Annotated in this window: 14 protein-coding genes and 1 pseudogene; 5 read left to right on the forward strand and 10 right to left on the reverse strand. The window is 64.8% G+C overall.

Going from position 1 to position 14275, the window contains the following annotated elements:
* Positions 1–39: 39 nt before the first annotated feature.
* Complete coding sequence (locus RCH14_RS03990; RefSeq protein WP_343024853.1) at positions 40–2313, reverse strand: TonB-dependent receptor domain-containing protein; 2274 nt, start codon at positions 2311–2313, stop codon at positions 40–42.
* A gap of 192 nt (positions 2314–2505) precedes the next feature.
* Here RCH14_RS03990 and RCH14_RS03995 point away from each other — a divergent pair, with 192 nt between their 5' ends.
* The gene (locus RCH14_RS03995) at positions 2506–2994 is read left to right on the forward strand and encodes a glutathione peroxidase (RefSeq protein WP_343024854.1); all 489 of its coding nucleotides are present in this window, start codon (positions 2506–2508) and stop codon (positions 2992–2994) included.
* 17 nt (positions 2995–3011) lie between these two features.
* Here the strand turns inward: RCH14_RS03995 and RCH14_RS04000 are convergent, their stop codons facing one another.
* The 8 genes and pseudogenes from RCH14_RS04000 to RCH14_RS04030 all read right to left on the reverse strand — a co-directional run bounded on the left by RCH14_RS04000 (position 3012) and on the right by RCH14_RS04030 (position 8926).
* Positions 3012–3911 (reverse strand): DUF2145 domain-containing protein, encoded by a 900-nt coding sequence (locus RCH14_RS04000; RefSeq protein ID WP_343024855.1) that lies wholly within the window; start codon positions 3909–3911, stop codon positions 3012–3014.
* Positions 3911–4375 (reverse strand): hypothetical protein, encoded by a 465-nt coding sequence (locus tag RCH14_RS04005; protein ID WP_343024856.1) that lies wholly within the window; start codon positions 4373–4375, stop codon positions 3911–3913. The genes RCH14_RS04000 and RCH14_RS04005 overlap by 1 nt, the downstream gene beginning before the upstream one ends.
* 72 nt (positions 4376–4447) lie before the next feature.
* Complete coding sequence (locus tag RCH14_RS04010) at positions 4448–4762, reverse strand: hypothetical protein (RefSeq protein ID WP_343024857.1); 315 nt, start codon at positions 4760–4762, stop codon at positions 4448–4450.
* Between the two features lie 137 nt (positions 4763–4899).
* Positions 4900–5127 (reverse strand): type II toxin-antitoxin system Phd/YefM family antitoxin, encoded by a 228-nt coding sequence (locus RCH14_RS04015; RefSeq protein ID WP_343025043.1) that lies wholly within the window; start codon positions 5125–5127, stop codon positions 4900–4902.
* Between the two features lie 37 nt (positions 5128–5164).
* Positions 5165–6391, reverse strand: a complete 1227-nt coding sequence (gene glcF, locus RCH14_RS04020; protein ID WP_343024858.1) for a glycolate oxidase subunit GlcF — start codon at positions 6389–6391, stop codon at positions 5165–5167.
* Positions 6392–6394: 3 nt separating this feature from the next.
* Positions 6395–7114 carry a glycolate oxidase subunit GlcE gene (gene glcE / locus RCH14_RS04025; protein WP_407070053.1) on the reverse strand — a complete coding sequence of 240 codons (720 nt, stop codon included), beginning with the start codon at positions 7112–7114 and terminating at the stop codon, positions 6395–6397.
* 67 nt (positions 7115–7181) lie between these two features.
* Positions 7182–7445: pseudogene (locus RCH14_RS24025) on the reverse strand (FAD-binding protein); the annotation flags it as partial.
* Positions 7445–8926 carry an FAD-linked oxidase C-terminal domain-containing protein gene (locus tag RCH14_RS04030; protein ID WP_343024859.1) on the reverse strand — a complete coding sequence of 494 codons (1482 nt, stop codon included), beginning with the start codon at positions 8924–8926 and terminating at the stop codon, positions 7445–7447. The pseudogene RCH14_RS24025 and the gene RCH14_RS04030, both read right to left, overlap by 1 nt.
* Before the next feature lie 80 nt (positions 8927–9006).
* Here RCH14_RS04030 and RCH14_RS04035 point away from each other — a divergent pair, with 80 nt between their 5' ends.
* From RCH14_RS04035 to RCH14_RS04050, 4 genes are all read left to right on the forward strand, one after another.
* A complete protein-coding gene (locus tag RCH14_RS04035) occupies positions 9007–9561 on the forward strand; it encodes a cob(I)yrinic acid a,c-diamide adenosyltransferase (protein WP_343024860.1) in 555 nt (184 codons plus the stop codon).
* 3 nt (positions 9562–9564) lie between these two features.
* On the forward strand, positions 9565–10266 hold the full coding sequence (locus RCH14_RS04040) for a 2OG-Fe(II) oxygenase (protein ID WP_343024861.1): 702 nt from the start codon (positions 9565–9567) through the stop codon (positions 10264–10266).
* Positions 10267–10480: 214 nt separating this feature from the next.
* Complete coding sequence (locus tag RCH14_RS04045) at positions 10481–11707, forward strand: DUF4214 domain-containing protein (RefSeq protein WP_343024862.1); 1227 nt, start codon at positions 10481–10483, stop codon at positions 11705–11707.
* 10 nt (positions 11708–11717) lie between these two features.
* On the forward strand, positions 11718–13151 hold the full coding sequence (locus RCH14_RS04050) for an Ig-like domain-containing protein (RefSeq protein ID WP_343024863.1): 1434 nt from the start codon (positions 11718–11720) through the stop codon (positions 13149–13151).
* On the opposite strand, the gene RCH14_RS04055 is transcribed toward RCH14_RS04050, so the two are convergent.
* The gene (locus tag RCH14_RS04055; protein WP_343024864.1) at positions 13130–14185 is read right to left on the reverse strand and encodes a LysR family transcriptional regulator; all 1056 of its coding nucleotides are present in this window, start codon (positions 14183–14185) and stop codon (positions 13130–13132) included. The genes RCH14_RS04050 and RCH14_RS04055 overlap by 22 nt on opposite strands.
* Positions 14186–14275 lie beyond the last annotated feature (90 nt).

Raw genomic sequence — 14275 nt, forward strand, 5'->3', positions numbered from 1 at the left:
ACATCGTCAAATTACCCTGCCCGCATGCGGGCCGATCAATCAGAGTCCCGGCCCCATGCCGCCGCCCGGTGGCCCGAATCCTGGTCCAGCGCCGGGCCCGACGCGCGATCCATCCGGCCGACGCTGTCCTGCGTTGCCGAAGCTGCCGAAGCGGTACGACAACCCGACATACACGAGGCGTCCTTCCTGGCGGCGGATACTGTATTCGCGCAGGCGGTCGGTCTCGGTAATCGATTCGGTCTTTTGCGAGTTGAAGACATCGTTGACGTTCACGACCAGGCTCAGGGCCTGGCTCAGGTTACGGCGGTAGCTCAGGTCAGCGCTGCGCGTGGGCTGGCGGTAGCCTTCGCCGAACAGCGTCTTGCCCTGCGCATTGAGCACCAGTTGCAGGCTATTGGTCGGATTGATCTGGTAGCTCACGCGCGCGCGACCGCTGAGCGACGTGGCGCTGCGCTTGTCGTCCTGGCTGCTGCCGAGCACTGACTGTTCGGAATACCCCAGGTTGCCGCTGGCGTTGACCGTCAAGCTGGGCGTGACGCGGCCGCTGAACGTGAATTCGAGGCCGCCCGAATTGCTGCTGCCCGCGTTCTCGCGCGTGGTGAGCAGCACCGTATCGGAGATGAAGGTGCGCCGCTCCTGGATCAGATCCGAGTCGCGCCGCGCATACAGACGCACATTGGTTTCGACCTTGCCCAGTTTGGTTTCGAGCCCCAGCTCGATCGAGTCGGTCTTGGTGGGCATCAGGTCGGGATTGCCCGACGAGACGTTGGTTTCGTCGCGGTAGACGACGAAGGGATTGAGGTCGCCCGCGCCCGGCCGGCGGATGCGGTGCGCGTAACTCAGGCGCAGCGCCGTATCGTCCGACAGATCGTAGGTCAGGAATGCACTCGGGATCGCGTCGAAATAATGGTTGTTGGCCTTGACGTTCGTGGTGACCTGGTTCAGATCGAGGTCGGTATATTCGGTGCGCAGCCCGCCCAGCAAGCCCCACTTTTCGGCCAGGCGAAGCTGATAAGTACCATACAGGGCCACGGTCGTTTCATCGAGCTCGAAGCGGTTGGTGCGCTGGTTGCTCAGGCTCTCCGCCAGCGTCGCCTCATCGACATTGAAAAAGCGCGTGTCGAACACATTGCTGTTCTGCGCGACCTTGTAGCCGGCCTTGAACACGCCCTTCTCGCCCGGCAGTTCATAGTCGCCCGTGAAGTCGATCACGCGCGTTTCGGTCAGGTTGTTCTGGTGGGTGCGAGGTGCGGTCGAATTGGCCGGGCGCACCGTGTAATCGCTGGCAAAGCGCGTGTCGGCCTCGCCCTTGTTGCCCGACAGGCGCAGGTCGACCTTGAGGATTTCGCCGGGCCGCGCACCCTTGTGATCCAGGCCGCCACTGAGGCTGTAGCTGCGGTTGTCGTTGTCACGCACGGTCGAGCGCAGGTAGTCGCCGTCGATGCTGCCGTCGGCGTTGACGCCGCGATAGCGTTCCTGCGACAGGCCGTCGCTGCCGTTGGCCGAGAAGCTGGCCTTGGCCGACAACACGTCCTTGTCGCCCAGATTGTAGGTCACAGAGCTGTTCATGCCCACGGCCTCGGTGTCGGTCTCGCTGTTCGAGCGCTGCGTGCTGCTGGCCACGGCGCCGGTGAGCGGATCGATCCGGTCGCGGTTTGTTTCGCCGTCGCTGCCACGCGTGTCGCGCCGGACGTACACGCCGCCCTGCACGCTCATGCGCCCGGTCGTGTAGCTGCCGAAGCTCGATGCATTGGCGCGCCCTTCCGGGCCGACATTCGCATTGACGGCGCCGAAACCGCCCGGCGTGCGCTCGCGCCGCATCACCAGATTGATGATCGGCCCACCGCCGCCTTCGTTGCCGAACTGCGCGCCGGGGTTGTTGATCACTTCCACCGAATCCAGATCGGCCGCCGGAATCGCGCCCAGCGCCGCGGCGCGGTTCTCGCCCTGCATCATCGCCGACGGCTTGCCGTCGACGAGGATCTGCACATTGCTGCGCCCGCGCAGCGTCACGTTGCCGTCCGGGTCCACCGCCACCGACGGTACCTTGTTGAGCGTGTCGGCCACCGTGTCGTTGGTGGACGCGGCGTCGCTCTTGACGTCATACGCCTGGCGGTCGATCCGGTTCGACGAACGCGCGGCCGTCACGGCGACGGTGGAGGCGACGGGAACCTCAAGCGCCTGCAGCGCCGGGGCGGTCGGCGTCACGGCGCCGGTAACGGGATCGGCCGGCCGTACGGCGGTTTCCTGGGCCAATGCACAGACAGGCGCGAGCAATGCGAACAACAGGGCGGAAGAACGATGACGTGACATGAATACCTGGGTGACGGGACGTTTGAACGAGCGTGATTGTCGCATGCGTTGCGCCCGAAATTTGTTAAGAAATGCTAAGACGGAAGAAATCTCACAGCGTTGATTGGCCAACCGACACCGCCGGTGCCAACGATCTGCAGTGCGCCTGCCAGCAGTAGCGTAAACTGCACTGTTTACAACAAGGAGACTTCAATGAATGCCTATGATTTCAACGCCACCGCCCTCGACGGCCAGCCGGTCGACCTGGCGCGCTACCAGGGCAAGGCGCTCCTGATCGTCAATACGGCCAGCGCCTGCGGCTTCACGCCGCAATACCAGGGCCTGGAAGCGCTGCAGCGCCGCTATGCGGACCAGGGGCTGGTGGTGCTGGGCTTCCCGTGCAATCAGTTCGGGCACCAGGAGCCGGGCGATGAGGCCGCGATCGGCGCGTTCTGCGAAAAGAACTACGGCGTCACGTTCCCGATGTTCGCCAAGGTCGACGTCAATGGCGACGACGCGCATCCGCTGTTTCGCTTCCTGAAGGGCGAGGCACCCGGCGTGCTGGGCACCGAGGCCGTCAAGTGGAACTTCACCAAGTTCCTCGTCAACCGCGAAGGCGCGGTCGTCACGCGTTATGCGCCAACCACCAAGCCGGAAGACCTGGGTGGGGATATCGAGAAGGTGCTGGCGAACGGGGCCTGATCCGACAGCGCCGGCGCTCAAGGCGCGATGGCGATCACCTCGTCACCCGGCCCCGGGTCGCAGCTTGCGCCCAGCGGTGTCCAGCCGCGCCGCACGACAATCCGGCGTTCGTCGTGGCAGATTTCGACACGTTGTGTTTCGGGCGCGCGGCGCTGCACGAAGGCCTCGATCGAGGCCGGCACGCTGACCTGCAGCGACAGCGCGTGCAGGTCTTCCACCGGGTGGTCGTCCACGTGCACGAGCGGCACGAACTGCCCGGCGAACATCGTGAAGTGCGATGGCACCTTGACCGGACCGGGGACGTAATCGTTTGCGCGCAGCCAGGCCTGCGCTTCTTTCCGCGCGTTGCCGTCACCTGCGGCCCCGCCCCAGGCGCTGGCCATCAGCTCGGCCACCCACTGGTTGCAGTTCTGATACTTGCTGCCATAGGCATAAGCGTTCGCACTGTATTGACCGGCCAGCAGGGCCAGCGCGAGCGCCTTGTCGCGGGCGGCGCGTTCGAGCGACGCGCTGTGCTCGTCGGGCAGGAACAACAGTGCGATATGGCCCTTGCCCGGGGCGTCGGCGCCGAGCGCGAAGCCGGCGATGCCCTGGTCGAAGATGTACGGGCGCGCTTCGTCGCACGCGTAATACAGCTGGCGCACGGCCCACGGGGCGCCCGGCGTGTCGCGCAGTGCGACGCCGGCATGGGAATACACCAGATCGAAGCGACTCAGGTCGGTGCCGGCGCGCGCGATCAGCGCGACCCGGCCAGGCGAGCGCGCCAGCTCCTGCTTGACCACGCCGGCAAAGCGCAGCACGCGGTCCTGCTCCATCGCGCTGAGCTCGCGCGAGCGCTCGCAGAAGGTGGGAAAGCCGGCCCAGGCACTGCCGCTTGCACACAACAGCAGCGCCAGCGCGGCCTGGCGCACGAGCATCAGATCGTGACTCTGCGCGAGCCCAGTTCGCGGTACCACTCGTCCTGCAGCGCCAGGAAGAACGGCCGCTGGGTGTCCGCGTAGGCGAATTCGTAGCCGTAGGCGCGCTCACTGACCTGGACCACGTCGCCCGCGATCACGGTGCGGGTCGCGAGGGCGCGGTTGGGCACGTCGAGCTCGAACGAACGGGCCTGGCCGGCAGCGGTCGCGCGCAGCGTCAGGCGGGTGGTGTCGGGCTTGTTCGGGGCATGCGCGATGTTGATCACACGGTACTGGCCGGCGGCGACCTTGTCGTCGTCGCTCGAGCTGTTGCTGGAACTGCTGACCGAATCGGAAATGCTGGCCGACGACGCCGAGCCGGCGCTGGACGCGGACGACGTGAAGCTGTCAGCCTGCGCGGGCGCATTGCAGGCCGCAGCAAACAGGGTCAGGCACAGCGTACGGGAGAGGGTAGGCAAGGTCATGGCACTCTTTCATTTGGCGAGCTGAACGCTCGTATGGTACAAGCCCTTGCGCCGAATGACCATAGGGCAATTTTAGCGGGTCTGGATATGGGCTGCGCCGTGGGTGATGCAGGCGCGGGTGACGTTGTCCAGGAAGCGGATCGCCACCTCCATCGACAGACCGGGCGGCAGCAGATTGGCCAGCCCGGGGTCGTCATTCAACCGGTCGACGCCATACGCCAGCCGGCGCGACACGTCGCGTGCCACCTGGCCATCGCTGTTGTAGAGCGCGTCGTAGACGCCGGCGGCTTCCCATACCGGCACGAGGCCCGGGGTGCTGCTGTCTTCGAAGACGATGGCGCGCGGACTGTCGTCGTCCTCGCGCACGAGTTGAAAGGTAAAGCTCAAGATCGTTCCTGCTGGTGTTCGTTGCTGGGGTCGGGGCGATGCTACCACGGGCGCGCTTGACGCGCCTCGCCTCACGCCGATCCACGCGAAGACACGCTGTTTACCGCGCTATCCAGTCCGGCGCACCCTTCGATACCTCATGTTCCCTTTCGCGCCTGGGCAAGCGACTTCGCCAGGTGAGCAGCGTTTGCTGGCGTGCCCAATAAGTACATCGTTTCCATCAGGATGCTGTAATAGTCGAACGACATGACAACCGCGTTTGGGGCATTGCGACGCGCAATAACCATCACGTCGGCATCCTGGACAGCGTGGTCGATAACAGACTCAAGAGTCACATGCGGGTCAGGCAAATTGAAGATTCTCATATGCATTCACGCCTGCATTGGTAGAAAAAAATGCAGATCAGAACAGCATCTGCTCCAGCAATTCGATCCAGTGCCTCACGGGCGTCCCGGTCCCTGCCTGCAAATGCGCGATGCACCCGATATTGGCCGACACGATGTGGTCGGCCCCGGTTGCGGCCAGGCTGGCCAGTTTGCGCTCGCGCAGCGCCAGCGAGATGGCCGGCTGCAGCACCGAATAGGTGCCGGCCGAGCCGCAGCACAGGTGGTTGTCGGCGCACAGCACCACATCGACGCCGGCCGCCTGCAGCACGCCTTCGACCTTGCCCCGGATTTGCTGGCCATGCTGCAGCGTGCATGGCGGGTGGTACGCCACGGGCGGGCCGCCCTTCTTTTTTGCCAGTGCGGCGATCCGCTCCTGAAACAGCGCCAGGACTTCCGACAGGTCGCGCGTGATCGCGCTGATGCGTTCGGCCTTGGCGGCGTACACGGGATCATGCGCCAGCAGGTGGCCATATTCCTTGACGGTGACGCCGCAGCCAGACGCGGTCATGACGATCGCCTCGACCGCGCCATTTTCCACGCCCGGCCACCAGGCGTCGATATTGCGGCGCATGTCGGCCAGCCCGCCGTCCTGATCATTCATGTGATAACGCAGCGCGCCGCAGCAGCCGGCACTGGGTGCCACGTTCAGCTGCACGCCCAGCGCATCGAGCACGCGCGCGGCGGCGGCATTGATGTTCGGGGCCATCCCCGGTTGTACACAGCCATCGAGCACCAGCATCTTGCGCGCGTGGACGCGTGTCGGCCATCGGCCCGCGGCGCGCACGGACGGCAATTTGGCCTGCAGCCCCTGCGGCAACAGGGGCCGCAGCAGGCGCCCCGCCCTGAATGCGGGTGTGGCCAGGGCCGCGCGCGGCAAGCAGGCCTTGAGCGTCGTGCGCGTGAGCCGCTCACCCAGGGGCCGCGCCACGCGCTCGTCGACCAGCTTGCGGCCGATATCGAGCAGGCGCCCGTACTTCACGCCTGACGGGCACGTGGTTTCACAGTTCAGGCACGTCAGGCAGCGGTCCAGGTGCAACTGGGTCTTGCGGGTCGGCTCGGCGCCTTCGAGCACATTCTTGATCAGGTAGATGCGCCCGCGCGGGCCATCGAGTTCGTCGCCCAGCAACTGGTAGGTTGGGCAGGTGGCGGTGCAGAAACCGCAGTGCACGCAGGATCGCAGGATTGCCTCGGCCTCGTTGCCCTCGCGCGTGCCCTTGATGAAGTCGGCCAGAGTGGTTTGCATGCCTTATTTGCTTTCCTGGTACATGCGGCCGGGGTTGAAGATATGCGCCGGATCGAATGCGTCTTTCATGCGCGCGTGGATGCGCGCCAGCGCCGGCGCGAGCGGTTGGAACACGCCGGCCGACTTGTCGCCGCCCCGGAACAGCGTCGCATGGCCGCCGCACGCCTGCGCGGTGCGCCGGATTGCCTGCGCGGCAAGCGCGTCGCCATCGGCGCGCAGCCAGCGCTGGGCGCCGCCCCATTCGATCATTTGCGCGCCGCCCAGCACCAGCGCGCCCGTGGTGGACGGCACCGACAGGCGCCACAGCGCATGCTCACCATCGAAGAAGGCGGTACGTTGTTCGCGCACGGCGCGCCAGAACGCATCGGGCGCCGGCATCGTCTCGCCACCCAGAGCCCGCACGGCGGCATCGACTGCTGCCTCGGCGCCCGACAGGCGCAGCGCCAGCTCGCCATCGACCCAGGCGCTGGCCGAGATGGGCAAGGGCTGGCCACCCCACGCATTCAGGCGTCGCAGCGCGTCGATCTCGCTCAGCGCGAAACGCAGCGTCGTCTCGGCAAACGGCCGTGGCAGCACCTTGACCGAGACTTCCAGCAGCACACCAAGCGTGCCGAGCGAACCGGCCAGCATGCGCGAGACGTCGTAGCCGGCGACGTTCTTCATGACCCGCCCGCCGAACGCCAGCACGTCGCCGCGGCCATCGAGCAGCGTGGCGCCCAGCACGAAGTCGCGCGCGGCGCGGGCCGCACAAGCCGCTGGCAATCACGCCGCCCAGCGTGGCCTGCGGACCGAAATGCGGCGGCTCGAAGGCCAGCATCTGGTTGCGTTCGGCCAGCGCGGCCTCGATCTCGGCCAGCGGCGTGCCGCAGCGCGCCGTGATCACCAGTTCGGTCGGCTCGTAGTCGACGATGCCCGCATGGGCGCGCGTGTCGAGGATGGCGCCGCCCGGCGCGCCGCCGTACCAATCCTTGGTGCCGCCGCCACGGATGCACAGCGGCTGGCCACTGGCGGCCGCCGCCCTCACCTGCTGCTGGAAGAATTCGACGGTATTCATCAGAAGCGCGGCAGGTCGGGAAACGGCACCTGCCCGTGGTGCACGTGCAGCTTGCCGAATTCGGCGCAGCGGTGCGGCGTGGGGATGGCCTTGTCGGGATTGAGCAGCGCGCACGGATCGAACGCGTGTTTGACAGCGAAGAAGGCGTCGAGCTCCTTGCGCCCGAACTGCACGCACATCGAACCGATCTTTTCCATGCCCACGCCATGCTCGCCCGTGATGGTGCCGCCCACCTCGACGCACAGCGCCAGGATGGCCGCGCCAAACGCTTCGGCCCGATCGAATTCGCCCGGGACGCTGGCGTCGAACAGGATCAGCGGATGCATATTGCCGTCGCCCGCATGGAACACGTTCGAGCAGCGCAGGCCGTACGTGACTTCCATCGCCGCGATACCGGCCAGCACGCGCGCGAGCTGCTTGCGCGGGATCGTGCCGTCCATGCAGTAGTAATCGGGCGAGATGCGCCCCGCCGCCGGAAACGCATTCTTGCGACCCGACCAGAAGCGCCCGCGCTCCGCTTCGCTCTGCGACACGGTAATGGCGGTGGCGCCAGCGCGCGCCAGCACGGCGCTCATGCGGCTGATCTCTTCGGCCACTTCGAGCGCGGTACCATCGGCTTCGCACAGCAGGATCGCGGCGGCGTCCAGATCGTAGCCGGCCTTGACGAACGGTTCGACCATGCGCACCGAGGTGCGGTCCATCATCTCGAGGCCCGCCGGGATGATGCCGGCCGCGATGACATCGGCCACCGCATTGCCGGCCGTGACCACGTCGGCAAACGAGGCCATGATCACCTGCGCCAGCGCCGGCTTGGGCACCAGTTTCACGGTCACCTCGAGCACGATGCCGAGCATGCCTTCGGAGCCGATGAACACGGCCAGCAGATCCAGGCCCGGCGCGTCGAGCGCGGCGCCGCCCAGTTCGACGATGTCGCCTTCGATCGTGGCCACGCGCACGCGCAGCACGTTGTGGATCGTCAGGCCATATTTGAGGCAATGCACGCCGCCCGCGTTTTCGGCGACGTTGCCGCCGATGGTGCAGGCGATTTGCGAGGACGGGTCGGGCGCGTAATACAGCCCGTGGCTGGCGGCCGCTTCGGAAATGGCCAGATTGCGCACGCCCGGCTGCACGACAGCCGTGCGGGCCAGGTGATCGACCCGTTTGATGGTGTTCATGCGCGCGGTCGAGAGCACGACGCCATCGTGGATCGGCAACGCGCCGCCCGACAGGCCGGTACCGGCGCCACGCGGGACCACCGGCACGTTCAATGCGCGGCACACGGCCAGGATCGCCAGCACCTGCTCTTCGTCGGTCGGCAGCGTCACCACCATCGGCAGCTGGCGGTACGCCGCCAGGCCGTCGCATTCGTAGGGCCGCGTGTCTTCGGGTGCAAACAGGACGCACGCTGCAGGCACGCGCGCCAGCAGGGCGGCGACGACCTGCGCACGTCGGTCAGGCAAGGCTGGATTGGACGAAGACATGGTTCGATTGTAAGCAAATCGGCAGGTTTTGTCGTATCCTCATGCCATCGTATTTTCACCCTACTGCATAAGAGAACATCATGGGCAACCGCCTCTCAAAAATAGCAACCCGCACCGGCGACGACGGCAGCACCGGCCTTGGCGACGGCAGCCGCACCGGCAAGGACAGCGCCCGTATCCACGCACTGGGCGAAGTCGACGAACTCAATTCCTTCGTTGGTCTGCTGCTGTGCGAAGACATGCCGCCGGATTTGCGCGACGAACTCGTGGGCATCCAGCACGACCTGTTCGATCTGGGCGGTGAGCTGTGCATCCCCGGCTACCAGATGATCAAGGAAGAACACGTGCTGCGCCTGGACACCATGCTCGAGAAATACAACGCCACGCTGCCGGTGCTGAAGGAATTCATCCTGCCGGCCGGTTCGCGCGCGGCGTCCACGGCGCACCTGTGCCGCACGGTGTGCCGGCGCGCCGAACGCGCGATCGTCGCGCTGTCGAAAGAAGAAGAGATCCACGCGCACCCGCGCCAGTACGTCAATCGCCTGTCCGACCTGATGTTCGTGCTGGCGCGCGTACTGAACCGCTTTGCGGGCGGGGGCGACGTGCTCTGGAATCACGAGCGCAAACAAAAGTAAGCCATGGACGACTTCATCGGCGTCTACGACGACGCGCTCACCGCGCGGCAGTGCGACGCGCTGGTGCAGCGTTTCGATGCCAGCGACAAGGTCGTGCGCGGGCAGACGGGCAACGGCGTCGATGTCGCCAAGAAGGACAGCCACGACATCACGATCAACCAGCACCCCGAGTGGGCCGACGCCACCGGCCTCTTGGTGGACACGATGGCGCGCCATCTGGCCGCCTACGCCGAACGCTATCGGATGCTGCTGATGGGGTCACTCTCGCCCACGCTCGAGCATCCCGCAACTGGCGTGCCAACCGTGCTGTCGTTGGCCAACTTCGAAGAGCTCGGGCGACCAAACATCGATGAGCTGCTGCGCCTGCTGTACCGCCCCGGCACGATCAACTTGCAGAAGTACCGGCGTGGCAGCGGCGGCTATCACCACTGGCATTCCGAGATTTATCCGCAAAACGCCAGTGGCGAGTCGCTCCATCGAGTGCTGCTGTGGATGGTCTACCTGAACGATGTGGCCGAGGGCGGCGAGACCGAGTTCCTGTACCAGGGCCGCAAGATCGCTCCCAAGAAAGGCCGGCTGGTCATTGCACCGGCGGGCTTCACGCACACGCACCGGGGCAACGTGCCTGTCAGCGGCGACAAATACATCGCCACATCCTGGATTCTGTATCAGCGCGCCGAGGCGCTGTTCGGCCACGCTGACTGATCCTTTGAGTACCACAATCATATTTACCGTTTAGCGATTTTTCGTAATTCCATGACATCTTCGCCATCGTGAGGGGCGATGATTCGATGCTATTCTGCTATGCAATGTCAGATTTATCCCACACATCATTCATGTATTGACGACTTTTGCTGGTTTGGTGATTAATATAATGATTTGCGGAAACACTCCGTCCCGCCCATCACTTTCTTGGATCATGAGCACACAAACCGCCTTCGCCTCCACCGTCAACTCGTTCTACCTGGCCTTCTATGGTCGCCCAGCTGATCCTGCCGGCCTGGCATTCTGGACCAAGCAACTTGCCGACAACGATGGCAACCTGTCTGCAATCACGCAGGCATTTGCTAATTCGGAAGAGGCGCAGGTTCGCTACGGCAGCGATACCGTCAACGAACGGATCAGCGATATCTACCAGGCGCTGTTCAACCGCGCACCGGATACGGTCGGCCTGGCGTACTGGTCGAATGTGGTGGGGCAAGGTCATGCATCAGTGGCTGACGTGGCCGTCGCCATCATGGGCGGCGCGCAGGGCATCGACAAGGCGCTGACTGCGCTGCGCCAGTCGGCGGTTGACGCCTTCACCGCCCAGGTCGAAGCATCGGGCAGTCAGTACAGCGGTTACGCGTCGGTCGAAGCGGCCCGCATCCTGGTGCGCGCTGTCACCATTGACACCGCCACGGGCGACATCGATGCGCTGGTCAAGGCTGCCGTGTCGTTCGCCGACACCGCCACCAAGACCCCGCAAGTGGTGGAGGCGATCGCCAGCGGCACCACCCTGCTCGCCCTGTTCGACACGACGCGCGGCAAAGGCGACCCGGTCGCGCTGGCCCAGACGCTGGCCGACACCGCCAAGGCAGCGGCCGGCAATCCGGTCACGCTCGACTCGCTGCTGCGCGGCGGCGGCATGGACCAGGTGCTCAAGGTGATGCCGGCCAATGCGTCGCTCAAGGACGTTGTTGCCGCCCTGGCCAAGGGTGGCCTGCCGGCAGCGATCGAGGTCGTGTATCCGCCGGCGCCGGTCGTGACGGCGCCGGCCCCGACGTTTAACCTGAAACTGGCATTCGAACACGTCGAACAGGACGAACTCGACCAGAAGGACGACAACGTCACCAACCACAGCGCTGCCGACGTTACCTTCAGCTACACGGGCCGCGACCTGCGCACAGGCCAGCACTTCGAATACTCGCTCGACGGCAAGAACTGGACGGATGCCAACATCGACGTCAATGCGAACACCAATACCGTGATACTCAAGCAAGTGCAGTTGGGTTTTCCAGTCCCAACCCTGACGATGCTTGGCAACGACAACGCAGTGTCCATCATGGCGCCTGCGCCGGTCGATCAAAGCACCACCATTTCGCTGCGCGCCGTCGATGCCAACGGCTCGACCACCCCCCCCCGTCACACAGACGATCGTTTTTGACGGCTTCACCATGTGGCCCCATGTCATGCTCGCCACGGACAGCTATCATGGCAAATTGGGCTCCAATAACGATGGGGTGACGAACGATGGCACGCTGAATCTCGAGTACGTCGAAGCAGGTGCCACGGTCGAGTACCAGGTACTGCAGCAGATTGGCCGCGTCAATGTCAACGACGCGTCGGTGCCCGATGTCTGGACCGCGCAACCAGCCCTGCACGAAGGCGCGAACTTCTTCGTAGTGCGCGTCACGGACGTGGCCGGCAACCGCAACGACCAGCAATTCAGCTTCACGCTCGACACCGAAGCGCCTGACACCCCGGCCATCGCGTTGCACAATGCGCCAAACAATGGATCGGCCACGCCCGGCCTGATCGACATCACCGGCCTGGAGCAGAATACCGGCACCGCCTGGGAATACACCACCGACAAAGGCAAGAGCTGGACCTACGGCGACACCAACGACGGCAGCGGCATGGACACGCTCGAACTGAGCGCCGCTGGCAACTACAGCGTGCAGGTGCGCCAGTACGATGTGGCCGGCAATATCAGCGCGCGAACCGCAGCGCTCGATTTCACGATCAGTACCACACCGACGCTGGAAGTATCGTTCGATGACGCGGGCATCTCGCTCACCAGCAGCATCGCTGGCGAGATTGTGATGCTTACCAGTGGACCCGACTCTGAGGTGGAATCGACCGAAACGGACGGCAGGGCGATTGCTGGCACGGTGCAGATCGGCGCACAAGTCGATGTTTCCAGCGGCACGTTCGCGGTCAACGGCTCGACAAGCCAGGCGCTTGATCAAAACAAGGGTGTCTACACCCTCGGCACGATCGGGAGCGACGTCATCGTGAATGCCCGCACGGCGTGGGGCTTCGACGGCGAAGACAATCTGTCCGGCACCGACGACGACGACCTGCTGTTTGGCGGCGCGGACACAGACACCTTGTCAGGCGGCGATGGCAACGACACTCTTCACGGTGGTGACGGCAACGACACGATTGATGGTGGCTTGAACGGCGACCTGATCATCGTATCGGCGGGCACTGACAGATTGACATACATCACTGGCGCCGAGTCGAACCTGTCGACGTACGTTCCGGGCAGCCAGTCGGCGTCATCGATCGATATGGTCCAGGTCGGCAACACGGCGTTGGTGTTATTCGACTTCACCCAGGACGTACAGCAGGTCTTTAGATCGCTCGACAACATTGATGGTGCGTCTGACCTCGAAACGCTGTATGCGCAGCTCACCGCGGCCTACAACGACGTAGCGCAGTCACGCACCGACGCAGTCATCTTCGACGTCTATGACTTCAAGCTGATGGTAGTAAACAACGGCGATGCCGTCATCGATAACGACGATATCGCAATCGCCATCATCGGCAGCGGCCAGGCCTACACCGACGGCGCGGGCAACGTCTACTTCGGCAACGTCTCGTAAGCTGCCTGCCGCACGCCGGCAATACAATCAATCGCAAGCCCGCTCTCTGACGACAGCGGGCTTGTGTCGTCATGGGCGCCCCCATCCCGATGCGGCGCAAGCAGAAACGCGTCCCACGGCGGCAGCGTACCGAAGTGCTCCAGCAAGTAATCGATGAAGACCCTGACCTTTTGCGGCAGGAACCGGTTCTCGCGATACACCGCCAGCACGTGGCTGCCGAACATCCCGAGCGGCTTCGATGCCGGAAGGACGTGGACGGCGCGCCCTGCGCGGATATCATCGCCCACGACAAACGTTGGCAGCAGCGCGATGCCGGCGCCGCCCAGCATCGCCTCACGCAACGCCTGGCTGCTGTTGATGGCGAGCGCGCGTGCCGGCGTGATCTGGAGCAGCGTGCCGGCATCGTCGAAACGCCAGTGCGCTCCAGGGCCGGCGTCGGCGAATGTCAGGCAGCGATGCGCCCCCAGCGCCGCGAGATCGGGCGGCATGCCATGTTCAGCCACATACGCCGGCGCGGCGGTCAGCACATAACGCAGCGGCGCGACCGGGCGCGCCACGGCACTCGTCAAGCCGATGTCGGCACTCAGGCGCAGTGCGACATCAACACCCTCTTCCACCAGATCGACATGCCGGTCGGTCAGCGTCAGGGTGACGCGCACGTCCGGATAACGGCGCATGAACGCCGGTAGCAAGGCCGCCAGTTGCGCATTGCCGAACGCCATCGATGTCGTCACGCGCAGCGTGCCGGCCGGCCCTGCAGTCAAGCCGGCGACCGTGCTCTCGATGGCGCGCGCTTCGTCGACGATGCGCAGCGCATGCCGGTGAATGTCGCGCCCCGCTTCGCTCAGGCCAATGCGGCGCGTCGAGCGATTGAGCAGCTTGACCTGCAACGCGCCTTCCAGTCGCGCCACCGCCTTGCTGACGCTGGCCTTGGTTGTGCCCGTCTGGCGCGCCGCTGCCGAAAAACTGCCCGTCTCGACCACCCGGACAAAGGCCCACAAATCCGTAAAATCGCGTGGCTTCAAATCCAGCATTGCATCCCCATTGGAAACAGTATGTTGACCGATCAGCATATTGTATCGGTAACCAGCGAGGCGTAATGTGGCTTCTCCACCACCGGAGAC

Origin of the sequence: Massilia sp. MP_M2 (genome assembly GCF_039123635.1) — a bacterium.
Classification (GTDB): Bacteria; Pseudomonadota; Gammaproteobacteria; order Burkholderiales; family Burkholderiaceae_D; genus Telluria.

Bases quoted from the DNA above. Each gene is read 5' to 3' on its own strand.
- RCH14_RS04015 (WP_343025043.1), bottom strand. From the start codon at position 5,127: ATGAGAATCTTCAATTTGCCTGACCCGCATGTGACTCTTGAGTCTGTT.
- RCH14_RS04000 (WP_343024855.1), bottom strand. From the start codon at position 3,911: ATGCTCGTGCGCCAGGCCGCGCTGGCGCTGCTGTTGTGTGCAAGCGGC.
- RCH14_RS04045 (WP_343024862.1), top strand. From the start codon at position 10,481: ATGAGCACACAAACCGCCTTCGCCTCCACCGTCAACTCGTTCTACCTG.
- glcF (WP_343024858.1), bottom strand. From the start codon at position 6,391: ATGCAAACCACTCTGGCCGACTTCATCAAGGGCACGCGCGAGGGCAAC.
- RCH14_RS03990 (WP_343024853.1), bottom strand. From the start codon at position 2,313: ATGTCACGTCATCGTTCTTCCGCCCTGTTGTTCGCATTGCTCGCGCCT.
- RCH14_RS04030 (WP_343024859.1), bottom strand. From the start codon at position 8,926: ATGTCTTCGTCCAATCCAGCCTTGCCTGACCGACGTGCGCAGGTCGTC.
- RCH14_RS04050 (WP_343024863.1), top strand. From the start codon at position 11,718: ATGTGGCCCCATGTCATGCTCGCCACGGACAGCTATCATGGCAAATTG.
- RCH14_RS04005 (WP_343024856.1), bottom strand. From the start codon at position 4,375: ATGACCTTGCCTACCCTCTCCCGTACGCTGTGCCTGACCCTGTTTGCT.
- RCH14_RS04055 (WP_343024864.1), bottom strand. From the start codon at position 14,185: ATGCTGGATTTGAAGCCACGCGATTTTACGGATTTGTGGGCCTTTGTC.
- RCH14_RS04035 (WP_343024860.1), top strand. From the start codon at position 9,007: ATGGGCAACCGCCTCTCAAAAATAGCAACCCGCACCGGCGACGACGGC.
- RCH14_RS03995 (WP_343024854.1), top strand. From the start codon at position 2,506: ATGAATGCCTATGATTTCAACGCCACCGCCCTCGACGGCCAGCCGGTC.
- RCH14_RS04040 (WP_343024861.1), top strand. From the start codon at position 9,565: ATGGACGACTTCATCGGCGTCTACGACGACGCGCTCACCGCGCGGCAG.